At 65.0% G+C, this 16,390-nt stretch carries 19 protein-coding genes and 1 pseudogene; 8 read left to right on the top strand and 12 right to left on the bottom strand.

Annotated elements, in window-relative coordinates:
• Window positions 1–97: 97 nt before the first annotated feature.
• Entirely contained in the window at window positions 98–814 is a 717-nt protein-coding gene (locus ACVILL_RS16655; RefSeq protein ID WP_456730045.1) for a dihydrofolate reductase family protein, read from the top strand.
• Between the two features lie 19 nt (window positions 815–833).
• On the opposite strand, the gene ACVILL_RS16650 is transcribed toward ACVILL_RS16655, so the two are convergent.
• Window positions 834–1,025, bottom strand: coding sequence for a hypothetical protein (locus tag ACVILL_RS16650; RefSeq protein WP_456730044.1), 192 nt, complete (start codon window positions 1,023–1,025; stop codon window positions 834–836).
• A 141-nt stretch (window positions 1,026–1,166) separates the two neighbouring features.
• Between ACVILL_RS16650 and ACVILL_RS16645 the strand changes: the two genes are divergently transcribed.
• Window positions 1,167–1,376, top strand: coding sequence for a hypothetical protein (locus tag ACVILL_RS16645; protein ID WP_456730043.1), 210 nt, complete (start codon window positions 1,167–1,169; stop codon window positions 1,374–1,376).
• Window positions 1,377–1,566: 190 nt separating this feature from the next.
• Entirely contained in the window at window positions 1,567–1,698 is a 132-nt protein-coding gene (locus ACVILL_RS16640; RefSeq protein WP_456730042.1) for a hypothetical protein, read from the top strand.
• Here the strand turns inward: ACVILL_RS16640 and ACVILL_RS16635 are convergent.
• Window positions 1,695–2,405, bottom strand: a complete 711-nt coding sequence (locus ACVILL_RS16635) for a TetR/AcrR family transcriptional regulator (protein WP_456730041.1) — start codon at window positions 2,403–2,405, stop codon at window positions 1,695–1,697. The genes ACVILL_RS16640 and ACVILL_RS16635 overlap by 4 nt on opposite strands.
• A 14-nt stretch (window positions 2,406–2,419) precedes the next feature.
• Here ACVILL_RS16635 and ACVILL_RS16630 point away from each other — a divergent pair.
• A pseudogene (locus tag ACVILL_RS16630) lies at window positions 2,420–2,974 on the top strand (HlyD family secretion protein); the annotation flags it as partial.
• The gene (locus tag ACVILL_RS16625) at window positions 2,974–4,563 is read left to right on the top strand and encodes a DHA2 family efflux MFS transporter permease subunit (RefSeq protein WP_456730040.1); all 1,590 of its coding nucleotides are present in this window, start codon (window positions 2,974–2,976) and stop codon (window positions 4,561–4,563) included. The pseudogene ACVILL_RS16630 and the gene ACVILL_RS16625, both read left to right, overlap by 1 nt.
• Before the next feature lie 18 nt (window positions 4,564–4,581).
• Here the strand turns inward: ACVILL_RS16625 and gcvA are convergent, their stop codons facing one another.
• Entirely contained in the window at window positions 4,582–5,508 is a 927-nt protein-coding gene (gene gcvA, locus ACVILL_RS16620) for a transcriptional regulator GcvA (RefSeq protein WP_456730039.1), read from the bottom strand.
• Window positions 5,509–5,731: 223 nt separating this feature from the next.
• Between gcvA and ACVILL_RS16615 the strand changes: the two genes are divergently transcribed.
• Together ACVILL_RS16615 and ACVILL_RS16610 are read left to right on the top strand one after the other, a co-directional pair.
• The gene (locus ACVILL_RS16615; RefSeq protein ID WP_456730038.1) at window positions 5,732–7,054 is read left to right on the top strand and encodes an aspartate aminotransferase family protein; all 1,323 of its coding nucleotides are present in this window, start codon (window positions 5,732–5,734) and stop codon (window positions 7,052–7,054) included.
• Window positions 7,055–7,072: 18 nt separating this feature from the next.
• A complete protein-coding gene (locus ACVILL_RS16610) occupies window positions 7,073–7,975 on the top strand; it encodes an amino acid ABC transporter substrate-binding protein (RefSeq protein ID WP_456730037.1) in 903 nt (300 codons plus the stop codon).
• Between the two features lie 66 nt (window positions 7,976–8,041).
• Here ACVILL_RS16610 and ACVILL_RS16605 read toward each other — a convergent pair whose 3' ends face one another.
• From ACVILL_RS16605 to coxB, 8 genes are all read right to left on the bottom strand, one after another.
• Window positions 8,042–8,800, bottom strand: a complete 759-nt coding sequence (locus ACVILL_RS16605) for an SURF1 family protein (RefSeq protein WP_456730036.1) — start codon at window positions 8,798–8,800, stop codon at window positions 8,042–8,044.
• Window positions 8,797–9,183 carry a DUF983 domain-containing protein gene (locus ACVILL_RS16600; RefSeq protein WP_456730035.1) on the bottom strand — a complete coding sequence of 129 codons (387 nt, stop codon included), beginning with the start codon at window positions 9,181–9,183 and terminating at the stop codon, window positions 8,797–8,799. The genes ACVILL_RS16605 and ACVILL_RS16600 overlap by 4 nt, the downstream gene beginning before the upstream one ends.
• A gap of 142 nt (window positions 9,184–9,325) precedes the next feature.
• Window positions 9,326–10,222 carry a cytochrome c oxidase subunit 3 gene (locus ACVILL_RS16595; RefSeq protein WP_456730034.1) on the bottom strand — a complete coding sequence of 299 codons (897 nt, stop codon included), beginning with the start codon at window positions 10,220–10,222 and terminating at the stop codon, window positions 9,326–9,328.
• Between the two features lie 106 nt (window positions 10,223–10,328).
• On the bottom strand, window positions 10,329–10,958 hold the full coding sequence (locus ACVILL_RS16590) for a cytochrome c oxidase assembly protein (RefSeq protein WP_456734278.1): 630 nt from the start codon (window positions 10,956–10,958) through the stop codon (window positions 10,329–10,331).
• Between the two features lie 5 nt (window positions 10,959–10,963).
• Window positions 10,964–11,128, bottom strand: a complete 165-nt coding sequence (locus tag ACVILL_RS16585) for a CoxF protein (protein ID WP_212012421.1) — start codon at window positions 11,126–11,128, stop codon at window positions 10,964–10,966.
• A 38-nt stretch (window positions 11,129–11,166) separates the two neighbouring features.
• Window positions 11,167–12,105 (bottom strand): heme o synthase, encoded by a 939-nt coding sequence (locus tag ACVILL_RS16580; RefSeq protein ID WP_456730033.1) that lies wholly within the window; start codon window positions 12,103–12,105, stop codon window positions 11,167–11,169.
• A 62-nt stretch (window positions 12,106–12,167) separates the two neighbouring features.
• Entirely contained in the window at window positions 12,168–13,784 is a 1,617-nt protein-coding gene (gene ctaD, locus ACVILL_RS16575; RefSeq protein ID WP_456730032.1) for a cytochrome c oxidase subunit I, read from the bottom strand.
• A gap of 82 nt (window positions 13,785–13,866) precedes the next feature.
• Entirely contained in the window at window positions 13,867–14,724 is an 858-nt protein-coding gene (gene coxB, locus ACVILL_RS16570; RefSeq protein ID WP_456730031.1) for a cytochrome c oxidase subunit II, read from the bottom strand.
• 587 nt (window positions 14,725–15,311) lie between these two features.
• On the opposite strand from coxB, the gene ACVILL_RS16565 reads away from it, so the two are divergent.
• A complete protein-coding gene (locus ACVILL_RS16565) occupies window positions 15,312–15,857 on the top strand; it encodes an invasion associated locus B family protein (protein ID WP_456730030.1) in 546 nt (181 codons plus the stop codon).
• On the opposite strand, the gene ACVILL_RS16560 is transcribed toward ACVILL_RS16565, so the two are convergent.
• Complete coding sequence (locus tag ACVILL_RS16560) at window positions 15,854–16,357, bottom strand: N-acetyltransferase family protein (protein WP_456730029.1); 504 nt, start codon at window positions 16,355–16,357, stop codon at window positions 15,854–15,856. The two genes, ACVILL_RS16565 and ACVILL_RS16560, sit on opposite strands and share 4 nt — an antisense overlap.
• Window positions 16,358–16,390: the final 33 nt, after the last annotated feature.

The raw sequence follows: 16,390 nt of genomic DNA, 5'->3' as shown, positions 1-16,390 counted from the left end.
CGGCGTTATCGGCGTTGAGAACCTGCCTGGATCTCTCTAAATCTGGAGCTGCCCCAACCGTCCCGCGGCGCCGTCATCCCCCACCGAGAGTCATCTCATGCGACCCCACATCATCTGCCACATGGGCACGTCGATCGACGGCCGGCTTCATCCCAGCCGCTTCACCAAGGCCGCCGCCGGCATTCCGGCCGACGTGCTGCGTTCGCACTATGAGCGGATCCATGACGGCTTCAATGCCGATGGCTGGATCATCGGCCGCGTTACCATGAACGAGATGGCGAAGGGATCGGAGCGCCACATCGCCAACCCACCGAAACTGCCGCGCGAGGCGCATCTTTCCAACCGCGACGGCCGCAAGCTCGCTGTCGGCATCGATCCGTCGGGCCGCGTGCATTTCGGCAAGGACAATGTCGGCGGCGATCATGCGGTTGCGGTGCTCAGCGAACAGGTCTCGGATGGCCATCTCGCCGAGCTGCGCGAGGACGGCGCGTCCTACATCTTTGCCGGCGCCAAGGGCGACGATCTGGCGGGCGCGATGGCGCAGCTAGCGGCGCTGTTCGGCGCCAAGACGCTGCTGCTCGAAGGCGGCGGCGGCATCAACGGCGCGTTCCTGAAGCACGGCCTGATCGACGAGTTCAGCACGCTGATTTTTCCGGCGGTCGACGGCGTCGCCGGAACGCAAAGCATCGTCGACTATCACGGCCCGGACGGCGATCGCCCCGGCGCCGGGCAATCGCTGCGGCTCACACATTGCGAGACACTGGAAGGCGGCATGGTCTGGCTGCGTCACGCGGTGGAGCGCGCGCCGGGCTGAGCGCGCGCCTGTTCTCGTCTCAATGGGGGCGCGTGCTTTTGCCGTGCCAGACCCACGCCTCCGCCGGTTTCCAGAAATGCGTCTGGCCGCAATGCGGGCATTGGACGGGGAGCGCGACACCGGGGAGCGTTTCAAGCACGACCGTCTCGGCGTCCAGGCCGGTCTGTACGGGCTTGCCCGTCTCCGGGCAACGGACCAGGATGTCCGGCATCAATACCCCCTGCGGAGCTTCGGCTTGCAGCCGGGTTTGAGGCGATCGTAACGGCCGACCGGTGTCCAGCCGCGGAACATAGTCCCGCCGCGCTGGTTTTGCTAAACTGTCATCAGTGGACGTCAGCTCCGGGGTGCGCAGATGAAGAAAACAGATGTGACCTGTCCATGTTGCGGCGCAGGATTTCGCCGGCTGGAGCTGTGGTCCGAACCCGGCTCGAACGGTGAGTACCGCTGCCCGGTCTGTGAGACCGCACTCGAGGTCTTCGACGGATCGATGCTGATCGCCTATCGGCTCACGATCCAGCCGGAACGCAGCTCGGGTCGCCAACGGGGCCACCCGGCCGCGTAACACGGGTGACCCCGCCTTGCCCGCGCTGGTGGTCCGACCCGCGGGCTAAGCAGATGACGATCTGACCAACGCGGCATTGCAGTCTCGTGACAAGAGGCGCGCTGTCCCCGACATTCAGCGCGTCATCGAAATTTCACGGAACGTCGAAATGCGAGTGCGCGTTGCGCCTCTGGCTGTGATGGAGGTCGCAATGAAGAACGCCATCGCGTTGATCATTGTCCTTGCCGTTCTGATCGGTGGAGGTTTCGCGCTCTACAAATTCGACGATGGTCGGGCGCACCGGACCGACCCGTCGATTTCGCGGAGCGCCGCGAGCGATTAGGCCTTCTCGACCCAGCCGCTCCGGCACGCGGCAACGAAGAACGCGACGCCGTTCGCGACATGCGCGTCGATCTCGGGATCGAATGCCTTCAGGTCGACCTGGAACATGGCCCGGAACAGCATCGGCACGACGATGATGTCGAGGAATATCCGCGCCGTGGTCGGAAGATGTTCCGAGGCGAAGGCCGGCAGCTTGCCGAGTTCGTCGGATTGCGTCAGGTCGCGCAGCAGGTGAACCCCGAGCTCGGTGGCGAGCGCGCGCGCCCTCTGGTTGACGTTGGCAGCGATCTCCGGGAAGCGATGCGTCTCGGCGATGGCGAGCCGCATCAGGCCGATCCGGTCGGTGTCGAAACCCCAATGCAGCAGCGTCAAGGCGGCGCTGGTAAGCCGCTCCTCAACCGTCACGCCGACCGGCGCGCCCGCCTTGAACTCCGCGATCCGTGCCAGGATGTCCCGCGTCACCACTTCGGTGAACAGCGCCCGCTTGTCGCGGAAGCGTGCATAGATCGTGCGCTTGCCGGAGCGCGCGGCTTCGGCAATCTCGTCGATGCTCGCGCCCTCGAACCCGCGCGCCAGAAACACCTTGCGTGCCGCGTCGAGGATGCGGGCATCGACCTCGCCGGCCAATTCCTTCGGCGGCCGGCCGGCGCGCACCTCGATCGGCTTCGCCTTGGGCACCCGCGGCTTCTTCAAGGTGCTGGTTGTCATGGCCTTTAACGACGCTGAATCTCGCGCAGCGCCAGGTCGAATCGCTGAAGGCGCAGCGCAAGAGCGCGGTCGCCAACCTCGCCCAGGCCGGGGCGCAACGCGACCAGGCCAAGCTCAATCTGTCCTACACGACGGTGACCGCCGCGCAGCCGGGCCGCGTCGTCAACCTGTCGGCCGCGGTCGGCCAGTTCGCCCAGGCCGGCACCAACCTCACGATGTTCGTGCCGGACCAGATCTGGGTCACCGCGAACTTCAAGGAGATCCAGCTCGACCGGATGCGGCCCGGCGAGAAGGCGACGCTGAAGATCGACGCCTATCCCGGCCGGACCATCGAGGGCCATCTCGAGAGCGTGCAGCCGGGCTCCGGCACCGCGTTCTCGCTACTGCCGGCGCAGAACGCCACCGGCAACTACGTCAAGATCGTGCAGCGCGTGCCGGTGAAGATCGTGATGGACAACCCGCCGACCGACGTCGCGCTCGGCCCGGGCATGTCCGTTGTACCGACCGTGCGCGTCGATTCCTCACCGTCGCTGTTCGAGCGCCTTGGAAAGCTCATCGGGAGGCCGTGATGAGTGCCGTTGCGATCGACGCAAAAGGCATCCCGGCTCCGAGCGTCACCGTCAATCCCTGGCTGATTGCCATCGTGGTCGCGCTCGCGAGCTTCATGGAGGTGCTCGACACCACCATCGCCAACGTCGCGCTGCCCTACATCGCGGGCGGCATGGGCGTCAGCGAGGACGAAGCCTCCTGGGTGGTGACGAGCTACCTGGTCTCCAACGCCATCATCCTGACCGCTTCCAGCTTCCTCGCCAAAATGCTGGGCCGCAAAACCTTCTTCCTGATCTGCCTCGGCATCTTCACGGTCAGCTCGATCCTGTGCGGGTTCGCGCCCAACCTCAACGCGCTGCTGCTGTTCCGCATCCTGCAAGGGCTCGGCGGCGGCGGCATGGTGCCGGTGGCGCAGTCGATCCTTGCCGATGCCTTCCCGCCGGCCAAGCGCGGCCAGGCGTTTGCGGTGTTCGGCATCGCCGTCGTGGTGGCGCCGGTGGTCGGCCCGACGCTCGGCGGCTGGCTGTCCGACAATCTGTCCTGGCACTGGTGCTTCCTGATCAACGCGCCGGTCGGCGTGTTCGCGATCGCGCTGATCGCGGCGGTGCTGCAGGAGCCCGCGAAAGCCAAGGATCAGAAGCAGGACAGCAGTTTCGACTTCATCGGCTTCGCGCTGGTCGCGACCTTCCTCGGCGCGCTCGAGGTGATGCTCGACCGCGGCCTGGAGGACGACTGGTTCGCTTCGTCTTTCATCATCGCATCAGCGGTGATCTGCGCCACCGCGTTTGTGCTGATGATCCCGTGGGAGATGACCCGCCGCAATCCGATGATCGACCTGCGCATGGTCGCAAGCCGGCAGTTCGGCGCCAGCTTCCTGGTGATGCTGGCGACCGGCGCGATCCTGCTCGCGACCACCCAGTTCCTGCCGCAGCTGGTGCAGCAGGATTTCGGCTACACCGCGACCTGGGCCGGCCTCGTGCTGTCGCCCGGCGGCGTCGTCACCATGCTGATGATGTTCGTGGTCGGCCGGCTCGCCGCCAAGGTGCAGCCGAAATACCTGATCATCGCCGGCGCGCTGGTGATCGCCGCCTCGATGTACAGCATGACCAACGTGTACGGCGACCTCGGCTTCTGGTTCATGGCGCGATCGCGCATGCTGATCGGCGTCGGCCTGCCGCTGATCTTCGTGCCGATCATGGCGGCGTCCTATGACGGAATTCCGCCCAACAAGACCGACCAGGCCTCCGCGCTGATCAACGCGGCGCGCAACACCGGCGGCTCGATCGGCGTCTCGATCGTGTCCAACGTGCTGACGCACCGCCAGCAGTTCCACCAGAGCCGGCTGGTCGAGCAGGTGACGCCGTCAAGCCCGCAATATCAGGACACGCTGCACCAGGTGACCGACTTCTTCGTTGCCCAGGGCAATTCGCTGGCGCAGGCGCAACAGCAGGCGATCCAGTGGATCGGGCAGCAGGTGCAGATCCAGGCCTCGTTCCTGTCATACATGGATGCGTTCTGGGTGTTGATGCTGATCGCGCTGTCGGCGATCCCGCTGGCGCTGACCTTGCGCAAGGTCAAGCTCGGCGGCCCCGCCCCTGTCGGTCACTAGGCCGGCATGGATCGAGTATCACGTCACGGGCGCACGAAGATTCGCCATCGCGATCTTCGTGCGCAGCCACGCCTCGAACGCCGCGACATGGCTGCGGCCTTTGGCTTCGGCGGAACGCACCAGATAATAGGACACCGTCTCGACCTCGAATTCGGGATGATCGAACGGCGCGACCAGCGTGCCCTTCCTCAATTCATCGGCGGCAAGCAATTCGCTCTCGAGCACCACGCCGAGACCTTCGACGGCCGCGTCGATCGCCATCGTCGAACGGTCGAACCAGAGTTCGTGACGCGCCCTGATGTTGGTCCCGACCACCTGGCGCAGATAGTCGGTCCAGGTCAGCGCATTGGAAGAATGAATGAGCGTTGCGCGGCCGAGATCACCGGGCTCGCGCAGCTGAACCTGCTCGATCAGCCGCGGACTGCACAGCGGACGCAACCGCTCCGCCAGCAGCGGTTCGGCCTGCCGGCCATTGCCGGCGGGCGGGCAGCCATAGGCGATGGCGAGGTCGAACCGGATGGTTTCGAGATCGCGCAGGTCCGACATCGTCGACAGCCGGATCCCGATCTCCGGATGCAGCTCGATGAAATTGCCGATCCGCGGCTGCAGCCATTTGGCGGCGAAGCTCGGGCCGCTCGCGATGAACAGATGGTCGCGCTGCGACTGCGGCGCCACCAGCCGCGTCGCGCCCACGATGGTTCCGAAGGCGCGCTCGATCTCGCTTGCATAGACCCGGCCGGCATTGGTCAGCACCGCGCGCCCGGCGTGCCGTGAGAACACCTGAACGCCGAGGAAGTCTTCGAGCTTCTGGATGTGATGGCTGATGGCGGACGGCGTGACGCCGAGTTCCTCGGCGGCGCGGCTGAAGCTGCCATGCCGCGAGGCCGCCTCGAACGCCAGCAGCGCCTTGAGCGGCGGCATGCGCGGCCGTTGCGTTGACTCCACTTCATCGGCTGCTGAGTTTTTTGAACTGGCGCCCATCCCGCGTGCCCGGTACCGATATCCTCGTTGGCTCAGGCAATTTTCGTACCGCGAATGCCCTGACGCAACAGCTTCGTTACCCGAGAACTGAACCCCAAGAACTGCCCCTAAAGAACGGCGAGCGGATTCCGCGTTGCCGCACGGCTCGGCCGTGCGGCTCACGACGCCGCTTGCCCGAGGAGTGCCCATGACTTCCGCGCTGAAAGCCGCCGCCGACGAATTCCTGGTCCGCTATGGCGGTGACGTCTTCCCCAACCTCTTCACCTCGGCCAGGGGAACGATCGTCACCGACAGCGACGGCCGCGAATATCTCGATTTCACCTCCGGCCAGATGTGCGCCACGATCGGGCACAACCATCCGGCGATCGTCGAGGCGGTGGAACGCGCCGGCCGGAAGGCGTTCCACATGTTCAGCGGGATGATCCCCGAGGTCGTCGCCGAGCTCGCCCAGGTGCTCGCCACCGACTGGCTGCCCGGTGACCTCAAGCGCTCGATCTTCATCAATACCGGCTCGGAGGCGACCGAAGTCGCGCTCCGCATGGCCAAGATGTACACCGGCGGCTACGAGGTGCTGGTGCTCGGCGGCTCCTGGCACGGCATCACCGGCGGTGCCGCCTCGGTCTCGATGGCGAGCGACCGCAAGGGCTACGGTGTGCCGCCGCCCGGCGTCTTCGTTATCCCGGAGCCCAACGCCTACCGGCCATATATCGCCAAGGGCAGCGACGAGGAGTCCGCGCTCGCCAATCTCGATCTCGCGCTCAAGATGTTCGACATGCAGTCGAGCGGCCGCGGAGCTGCGATCATTGCCGAGCCCATCATCAGCGCCGGCGGCGTGCTGGTGCCGCCCAAGGCGTTCATGGAGGCGCTGCGCAAGGCGGCCCACGACCGCGGCATGCTGCTGATCTTCGACGAGGCGCAGACTGCGTTCGGCCGCATCGGCAAGAAGACGGGATCCGAATATTTCGGCGTGGTTCCGGACATCATGACGATGTCGAAGACGCTCGGCGGCGGCCTGCCGCTCGCTGCGGTGTCGACCACCGAGGCGATCGAGCACAAGCTGCACGACGGTCATTTCACTTACTACACCAGCCACGTGTCCGATCCGCTGCTGGCGGAAGTGGGGCTCGCCGTGTTGCGCGTGATCGCGGCGGAGAAGCTGGTCGAACGCGCCAATGTCATGGGCGCCTACCTCCGCAACCGGTTCGAGGGCTTGCAGCAGAAATACGAGCAGATCGGCGACATCAGGGGCGCGGGCCTGCTGCTCGGCGTCGAGCTGGTCACCGATCGCAACAGCAAGGACGCCGCCCATCAGCTCGGCGGGCTGACTACGAAGAAGTGTTTCGAGCACGGCCTCAGCATGAACATCCGCCGCCGTCCCGAGCGCGGATCGGTGTGGCGAATCGCGCCGCCGCTCACCGTATCCACCGATGAGATCGACCGGGCCACCGACATCCTCGACCGGTCGTTGCGCGAGAGCCTCGACGAATTGTCACGCAGCAAGGGCGGCTAGCAACAGGGGGAGGCCGACATGATCCGCAACCACGTTCACACGCTGAGACTCGCCGCGCTATCGATCGCGATATTCGACGCCGGCGCGGTCCACGCGGCAAGCCAGACGCTCGAGAAGATCAGGGATATCGGCAAGATCACCTTCGGCTACCGCGAGGCGTCGATCCCGTTTGCCTTTCTCGGCACGGATCAGAAGCCGACCGGGCTCTCGCTCGATCTGTGTGCGGCGATCGCCGACAAGGTTCGCGCCGAATTGCGCCGGCCGGAGCTCGCGACGGAGTATGTCGCGGTCGACGCCTCCAACCGCATCCCGCTGCTGCAGAACGGCACCATCGACGTCGAATGTGGCAGCACCACCAACACCGCCGAGCGGCAGAAGCAGGTGGCGTTCTCGGTTGCGACCTATGTCGCCTCGCCGCGCTGGCTGGTGGTCGACCAGTCTCCGATCACCGACCTCAAGCAGCTCGACGGGCAGACGATCGTGGTCACGCAGGGTTCGCTCAACCTCGCCGGCGCCCAGAAGACCATCACCGACCAGAAGCTCAAGGTGACGATCGCGCAAGCCAAGGACCACGCGGAATCGCTGCTGATGTTGCGGACCGGCCGCGCCGCCGCCTGGTTCGAGGACGATATCCTGGTCGCGGGGATGGTCGCCAACGCGCAGGATCCGAAGGCCTTCCGGATGCTCGCGACAACCTACGCGCCGACCTATTACGGGCTGATGATCCGCAAGCAGGACCCGGAGTTCAAGGCGCTGGTCGATGGCGCAATCCGGGAGAAGATGGCGTCCGGCGAATTCGGCAAGCTCTATGCGAAATGGTTCGAGCAGCCGATCCCGCCGAGGGGACAGAACCTGCAGCTCCCCATGAGCGATGCGATGAAGGTCCGCGTCGCCTCGCCGAGCGACGCGCTCACACCCTAAACGCTAAATCTCTTTTTTGAGCATGATCTTTCCGGAAAACCGGCTTCCACTTTTCCGGATCATGCTCTACGCCTTGCGCCGCTGGCCGCGCCACCACAGGCCGAACGCGATCGTGACCGCGGCGGCCAGCGAGAACCAGGTGATGGCATACTGCATGTGGTCGTCCTTGAGGTGGACCTTGAGCGGTCCCGGCTTCGGCGTGCCGCTGTCGGGCACCGGCGCCTCGAGGTCGATGTAGAACGGTGCGACCTCACCCCAGCCGAGCGCCTGTGCCATCGCGCGGTGATCGCGCACGAACCATAGCCGCTTCGACGAATCCTCCTTCGGCGTCAGCCGGCCCGGCGGCTCGGGAAAACGGATGTAGCCGGTCAGCTCGACCGGCGCGCCGGTGACGAGGCGGCCCGCGACGCGGTCCTCGAAGGCGCGGTCCTGCATCGTGTTCTGGACGAATCCGGTGTTGACCACGACGGTCTCGCCGCTGGCGAGTTTCGCCGGCAGGAACGCCCAGGTGCCGGGCCCCGAGATATCGTCACGCACCGCCGAGCCGGAGCTGAACACCATCGCGTCCGGCTGCTTCGCATAGGTCGCGGTCAAGGTGACGCGCCGGAATTCGTCCTTGGCCGAGGTCAGTGCAGGCCATGCCGATGGCGGCGGCAGCACCTCGGTCGGCGCCGCCAGCCGCGCATCGAGTGCGGCGATCAGCGCATGCTTCTCGAGGCGGCGCTGCAATTGCCAGACGCCGAGGGCGATGAACACCGCGATCAGGATCAGTGTGAAAATGCCGAAGCCGGCCGCGCTCGGCGGGCGCGTGGATACGTCATTCATTTCGGGTCGCGCTCGATCAATTGGCCTTCGGCGGCCTTGTGGTGGAATTGCAGCGCGATCAGCAGCGCCTTCATCGACCGCAGCGGCAGGATCGTGGTCACCAGGATCAACGGCAGCCACAGCGCGGCATGCACCCAGAACGGCGGCTGGTACTTCACCTCGACGATCAGTGCCGCCGCGACCACGATGGCGCCGGCCAGCATGATGATGAAGACCGCCGGTCCGTCACCCGCATCGATGAAGGCGTAGTCGAGGCCGCAGGCCTGGCAACGCGGCGCCAGCGTCAGGAAGCCGGAATAGAGCTTGCCCTTGCCGCAGCGCGGGCAGCGGCAGGCGATGCCGCGGATCGCGCTTTCGGTCACGGTGGGCGGGGTATCGGTCATCGGTTCTCTTCAAAGCAAAGGGGCGGCCATTCGGCCGCCCCTTCTTAGCACGTCGGCCTGCGCTAGAGCATGATCCGGAAAAGTGTGCAGCGGATTTCCGAAAAGATCATGCTCAAACAGAAGGCTAAAGCGCGATGGCGCTTTAGTGCGCGCCGTGGGCCATCGCCTCGGCGCCGCGGCCCCAGACGTAGATGCAGATGAACAGGAACAGCCAGACCACGTCGACGAAGTGCCAGTACCAGGCGGCGAACTCGAAGCCGAGGTGCTGCTTCGGCGTGAAGTGGCCGGCATAGGCGCGGACCAGGCAGACCAGCAGGAAGATGGTGCCGACCAGCACGTGGAAGCCGTGGAACCCGGTCGCCATGAAGAAGGTCGCGCCGTAGACGTTGCCGCCGAACGAGAACGTCGCATGCGCGTACTCATAGGCCTGCACGCAGGTGAACAAGGCGCCGAGGATCACGGTGAGGATCAGGCCCTGCTTGAGGCCCTGGCGGTCGTTCTCCAGCAGCGCGTGGTGCGCCCAGGTGACCGTGGTGCCCGAGGTCAAGAGCAGCAGCGTGTTGAGCAGCGGCAAATGCCAGGGATCGAAGGTCTCGATGCCCTTCGGCGGCCAGGTGCCGGGGACCGAGCAGGCGCCCATCGCCGTGCCGGGGCCGCAGCCGAACACCGCGTCGCGGGTGGCGTGCACCGCGTCGGCCGGGAACAGCGCCGAGTTGAAGAAGGCCCAGAACCAGGCGACGAAGAACATCACTTCGGAGGCGATGAACAGGATCATGCCGTAGCGGTGGCTGATCTGCACCACGCGGGTGTGGTCGCCCTTGTACTGGGCTTCCTTGATCACGTCGCCCCACCAGCTCGCCATGGTGTAGAGCACGCCGATCGTGCCGATGCCGAACACGATCGGCGCGGCGGAGTACATGTGGTGCATCCAGCCGATCGCGCCGAATGCCATGATGAAGGCCGAGATCGAGCCGACCACGGGCCACGGGCTCGGGTCGACGAGATGATAGTCGTGATGCTTGACTTGCGCCTCAGCCATTGCCGTCTCTCCATTCGCGTGCCGCAAGGCACGTCTTAATCTTGAATTCCAATCTCATCAGCATGATTTTCTCGGAAAACCGGTCCCCACTTTTCCGGATCATGCTCTAGCCGCCCTTGCGCTGCTCCGCCTCGCCGGCCGCCACGGGCTTCGGCGCGGCGTCGCGCACGGGGAAGAAGGTATAGGACAAAGTGATCGTCTTCAGCGTGTCGTTCTCGCTGTCCTTGGCCAGCGCCGGATCGACATAGAACACGACCGCCATCTCGCGCTTTTCGCCGGGCGCCATGGTCTGTTCGGTGAAGCAGAAGCAGTTGATCTTCTGGAAATAGGCGCCGACGGTCAGCGGCGCGACGTTGTAGGACGCCTGCCCCGTGGTGGTGCGCGCCGACTGGTTGGTCACGGTGTAATAGACCGTGACGACCTGGCCGATCTTGACGTCGATATTGTTCTGCTCCGGCTCGAACTTCCAGGGCAGGCCCGGCGCGACGTTGGAATCGAAGCTGACGGTGATGGTGCGCTCGAGCGGCGCATCCGTCGGCACCGAGGTCGCGACCTGGGTGGTGCCGTTGAAGCCGGTGGTGCGGCAGAACCAGTTGTAGAACGGCACGGCGGCGTAGGACGCGCCGACCATCAGCACCACGACGAAGCCGCAGATCGAGGCGACCATGGCGTCGCGCGTCAGCATGCGGCGCGTGACCTTGGCGCCCTCACCCTGCTGCGGTCCCTGGTGCTGCATCTCACTCACAGCGGCCGCACCAGCACGGCTGGCCCCTTGACGAGGGTGACGGCGAAGAACAGCACGACCATGACGCCGAGCGCGAGCGCAATGGCGATCGAACGCTGGCGGCGGCTCTTGAGCTGCGCCTCAGTAAGGACGATGCCTTCGGGTTCGTTTTTGTCGTCCATTGGTATCCCATGCGCCCCCATCTCGCCCCCCGGCGTCCCTATCCGATCAAGACAGGCGCAATCGCGCGGATCACGACCTCGGCGAGGAGGACGGCGAACAGCGCGAACAGGTAAAGGATCGAGAAGGCGAACAGCCGGCGCGTCGCCCGGTTCGCGGCCACTCCCTCGCGGCGGCGATAGACCTCGATGGCGAGCCACAGCATGCCGGCGCCGAGCACCAGCGAGGTGACGCCGTAGATCGCGTCGAAATAGCCGAGCGGCCACGGCGCCAGCGCGATCGCGACCAGCACGACGGTGTAGAGCAGGATCTGCAGACGGGTCGCGTCGGGTCCGGCGACGACCGGCAGCATCGGGATGCCGGCGCGCGCGTAATCGTCGCTGCGGAACAGCGCCAGCGCCCAGAAGTGCGGCGGGGTCCAGAAGAAGATGATCAGGAACAAGAGGATCGGCTCGACCGAGAGCGAGCCGGTCGCGGCGGCCCATGCCACCACCGGCGGCAGCGCGCCGGCGGCGCCGCCGATCACGATGTTCTGCGCGGTCCAGCGCTTCAGCCACATCGTGTAGATCACGGCATAGAAGAAGATGGTGAAGGCAAGCAGTGCGCCCGCCACCCAGTTGACCAGGATGCCGAGCGTCATCACCGAGAAGAAGGCGAGCGTGATGCCGAAGGCGGCCGCCTCGGTCTGTGTGATCCGGCCGCGCGGGATCGGCCGGTTGGCGGTGCGCGTCATCAGCGCATCGACATCGCCCTCATAGGCCATGTTGAGCGCACCGGAGGCGCCGGCGCCGACCGCGATGCACAGGATCGAGGTGAATGCCAGCACCGGATGCACATGAACCGGCGCGATCATCAGCCCGACCAGCGCGGTGAAGATCACCAGCGACATCACGCGCGGCTTCAGCAGCGCGATGTAATCGCCCACTTCGGCCTCGGAGATCCGGGGCAGCTCGATGGCGTTGTGATCGACAACCGACAAGATCAGGTCTCGCTTCTCTTAAAAGGCGCGGCGCACCCAGGGTGCGCCGCGTTGTCTTGGACTTACTGCACGCGGGGCAGCACTTCGAACTGGTGGAACGGCGGCGGCGAGGTCAGCGTCCACTCCAGCGTGGTCGCACCCGCACCCCACGGGTTGTTCGCGGCCTGCTCCTTGCGGACGAAGGCATCGATCACGCCGTAGATGAAGATCAGCACGCCGAAGCCCGAGATGTAGGAACCGTACGACGAGATCAGGTTCCAGCCGGCGAATGCATCCGGATAGTCGACGTACCGGCGCGGCATGCCCGACAGGCCGAGGAAGTGCTGCGGGAAGAACACCAGGTTGACGCCGACGAAGGTGAACCAGAAGTGAGCCTTGGCGATCTTCTCCGAGTACATGTAGCCGAACATCTTCGGGAACCAGTAGTACCAGCCGGCGAAGATGCCGAACACGGCGCCGAGCGACAGCACGTAGTGGAAGTGCGCCACCACGTAGTAGGTATCCTGCAGCACGCGGTCGACGCCGGCATTGGCCAGCACCACGCCGGTGACGCCGCCGACGGTGAACAGGAAGATGAAGCCGACAGCCCAGATCATCGGCGCCTTGAACTCGATCGAGCCGCCCCACATCGTGGCGATCCAGGAGAAGATCTTCACGCCGGTCGGCACCGCGATCACCATGGTGGCGGCGACGAAATAGGCCTGCGTCGCCGACGACATGCCGACGGTGTACATATGGTGCGCCCACACCACGAAGCCGATGCCGCCGATCGCGACCATGGCGTAGGCCATGCCGAGATAGCCGAACACGGGCTTGCGCGAGAAGGTCGAGACGATCTGGCTGACCATGCCGAAGGCGGGCAGGATAAGGATGTACACTTCGGGGTGGCCGAAGAACCAGAAAAGATGCTGGAACAGCACCGGGTCGCCGCCGCCGTCGGCCGCGAAGAAGGTGGTGCCGAAATTGCGGTCGGTCAGCAGCATGGTGATCGCGCCGGCGAGCACCGGCAGCGACAGCAGCAGCAGGAACACCGTCACCAGGATCGACCAGACGAACAGCGGCATCTTGTGCAGGGTCATGCCCGGCGCGCGCATGTTGAAGATCGTGGTGATGAAGTTGATGGCGCCGAGGATCGACGACGCACCGGCGAGATGCAGCGACAGGATCGCGAAATCCACCGCCGGTCCGGGATGGCCCGAGGTCGACAGCGGCGCGTACATGGTCCAGCCGGCGCCGACGCCGTTGGCGCCCGGCTCACCCTCGACGAAGGTCGACAGCACCAGCAGCGCGAACGAGGCGGGCAGCAGCCAGAACGAGATGTTGTTCATGCGCGGGAACGCCATGTCCGGCGCGCCGATCATCAGCGGCACCATCCAGTTGCCGAACCCGCCGATCATCGCCGGCATGACCATGAAGAAGATCATGATCAGACCGTGCGAGGTCACGAACACGTTATATGTGTGCGTCTCGTGGAATATCTGGACGCCCGGGTACATCAACTCGGCACGGATCGCGATCGACATCGCAGCGCCGATGATGCCCGCGATCACCGCAAAGACCAGGTACATCGTACCGATGTCCTTGTGGTTCGTGGAGTAGAGATAGCGCCGCCATCCGGTCGGATGGTGGGCGTGATCATCATGGGCGTGATCGTCGTGTGTCGCTGCGCCTGTCGCCATGTTCAAAATCCTGCCTTGCAGTCCCTCTCGGACCTTGCGGTCCCGTCGCCCTTATTCCATCCCGCGCCGTAAGCCTTCAGGCTTATTGCGCCGCCTGACCAGCCGAGGCGTAGGAATTCGCCGGGTTGGTCGCAAACTTCTTCTTCGCCCCTTCCACCCAGGTCGCGAACTCCTGGTCGCTGACGACCCGCACCGCGATCGGCATGTAGGCGTGATCCTTGCCGCACAGTTCCGAGCACTGGCCGTAGAACACGCCGGTCCTGGTGGCCTTGAACCAGCTCTCGTTGAGGCGGCCGGGGATCGAGTCGATCTTGACGCCGAAGGCCGGCACCGCGAACGAGTGGATCACGTCGGCGCCGGTGGTCTGGATCCGCACCACCTTGTTGACCGGAACCACCATCTCGTTGTCGACCGAGAGCAGCCGCGGCGCGTTGCACTTGGTCCGCGTCTCGTCGCAGGCTAGCAGCGAGTCGAATTCGAACTTGCCGCTGTCCGGGTAGGCGTAGGACCAATACCACTGCTTGCCGGTGACCTTCACGGTCAGGTCGGGCTTCGGCACGTCCAGTTCGAGGAACAGCAGGCGGAACGACGGCACCGCGATGCCGACCAGGATCAGCACCGGGATCAGCGTCCAGGCCACTTCGATCAGGGTGTTATGGGTGGTCCGCGAGGCGACCGGATTGGCCCGGGCGTTGAACTTCACCACCACGATGACCAGCAGCGCCAGCACGAACAGCGTGATCAGGGTGATCAGCACCAGCAGGAAGTTATGAAACCAGATGATGTTTTCCATCACCGGGGTTACGCCCTCCTGCAGCGTGTGCTCCCACGGCGCCGGCTGCCCTATTTCGGCAAAGGCCGATCCCGCGGCGACAGACGCCACACCCGCCACCGCCAACCCCAGCAATTGCCTGCCCAACCGGCCAATCGACATCTTCATGCCGCTCGCGCTCCCTTGCATTATTCCCCAAAGCACCCTCGGCATGCGGCCGAAAATGCAGCACGATCCGCCCTGACAAACGGCCTTCCGGACATACCCGTCTCTGAGTCAAGGTGGGTACGGGAGCCAGATCGCTAGAACGCGTCGAAATCCAGCCTCTCAAACCATAATTCTCAGGCGCTCGCAATGCAGTAGTAGGGCCGGAAGCCATGCGCCTGCGATGAACCTGACGCTTGCGATTTTTCCCGCAAAATCAAGCGAAAGTCGCCGAAACATCGCCGCATGCAGTTGACAGGGGGATTGCCGGATGTAGGCACAGACAGGGCAGCCCACAGGAACCTGATTCGCTGCGGGCTGCCTCAATCCGGCGCGGGATTGGCTTCAAGATCGCCTTCAAGGCGCCGTCATTGCGGTATCAGTCGGCAAACGGGCACGATCCGGAACAGTGACAACCGGTTTCCGAAAAGATCATGCTCAAACAAAGAGATGAGATCACGATGCGATTTTTGAGAGCGCGTCATGATCGCATGTGCTAGCGGCGGCCGGGCGGACGGCTGGACCGACCGAACATCAAAGGATCGACCCGGATGGGCGCTTCGAACATTCAGGCAAGCGGTTTGCAGGCAAGAGGCTTGGCGGCCGGCTGGCTTGGCGGCCTCGTGATTCTGGCCCTCTGCCTTGGTCTGACCCAGCCGGCGCATGCGCAAGGCGCGGTGCGCTCGGTCCATGGCGATTGGCAGATCCGCTGCGATACCCCGCCCGGCGCCCAGGCCGAGCAATGCGCACTGATCCAGAGCGTGGTAGCGGAAGACCGCTCCAATGCCGGCCTGACGGTGATCGTGCTGAAGACCGCCGACCAGAAGAGCCGGCTGATGCGCGTGGTCGCCCCGCTCGGCGTGCTGCTGCCCTCCGGTCTCGGCCTCAAGCTCGACAACCAGGACGTCGGCCGCGCCGGCTTCGTGCGCTGCCTGCCCAATGGCTGCGTCGCCGAGGTCGTGATGGACGACAAGCTGCTCGGCCAGCTCAAGAACGCCAAGACCGCGACCTTCATCATCTTCGAGACCCCGGAAGAAGGCATCGGCTTTCCGCTCAGCCTGAATGGGCTGGCGGAGGGGTATGACAAATTGCCCTAGGGCAACTCGAGCAGCACACCCATCACCAGCAGGTCGCTGTAGACGCCGTCGACGCAAACGTCGTCGCGGAGGTGACCTTCGAGCTCAAAGCCGGCCTTCCGGTACAGCGCGACCGCATTTGCGTTCTCCGCCCGCACCGTCAGTTCCACGCGACGGAATCCGAACCGCTTTGACGCGGCGAGTGCCTGCTGGATCAGCCTCAATCCGAGCCCCTGGCCTCTGAAGGCCGGCAACAGGCCCATGCCGAGAACGCCGACATGGGCATGGATCGGCCTCGCCTTGCGCCTCACGTCGCACCAGCCGACCACCTCGCCATTCGCGAGCGCGACGAGTTGCGGAAAGCCATTGTCGATGTTGTCGCGGACGAAGGCCCGCGTCATTTCGATCGGCGGCGCCTCAAGAAACGACAAATAGCGTCGCTCCCGTGCGACCACGTCGAGGGTGCGGTGAAAACCCTCGGCATGCTCTTCGCGAATCGGAACGATGTCGACCGTGCTCATGGCCCCGCCAGCGTATTGGGCCGCACGACACCA

The sequence above is a fragment of the Bradyrhizobium sp. USDA 3364 genome (genome assembly GCF_054056355.1).
Note: the sequence above shows the minus strand (reverse complement) of the source record. Positions and strands in the feature narration are given on the sequence as shown.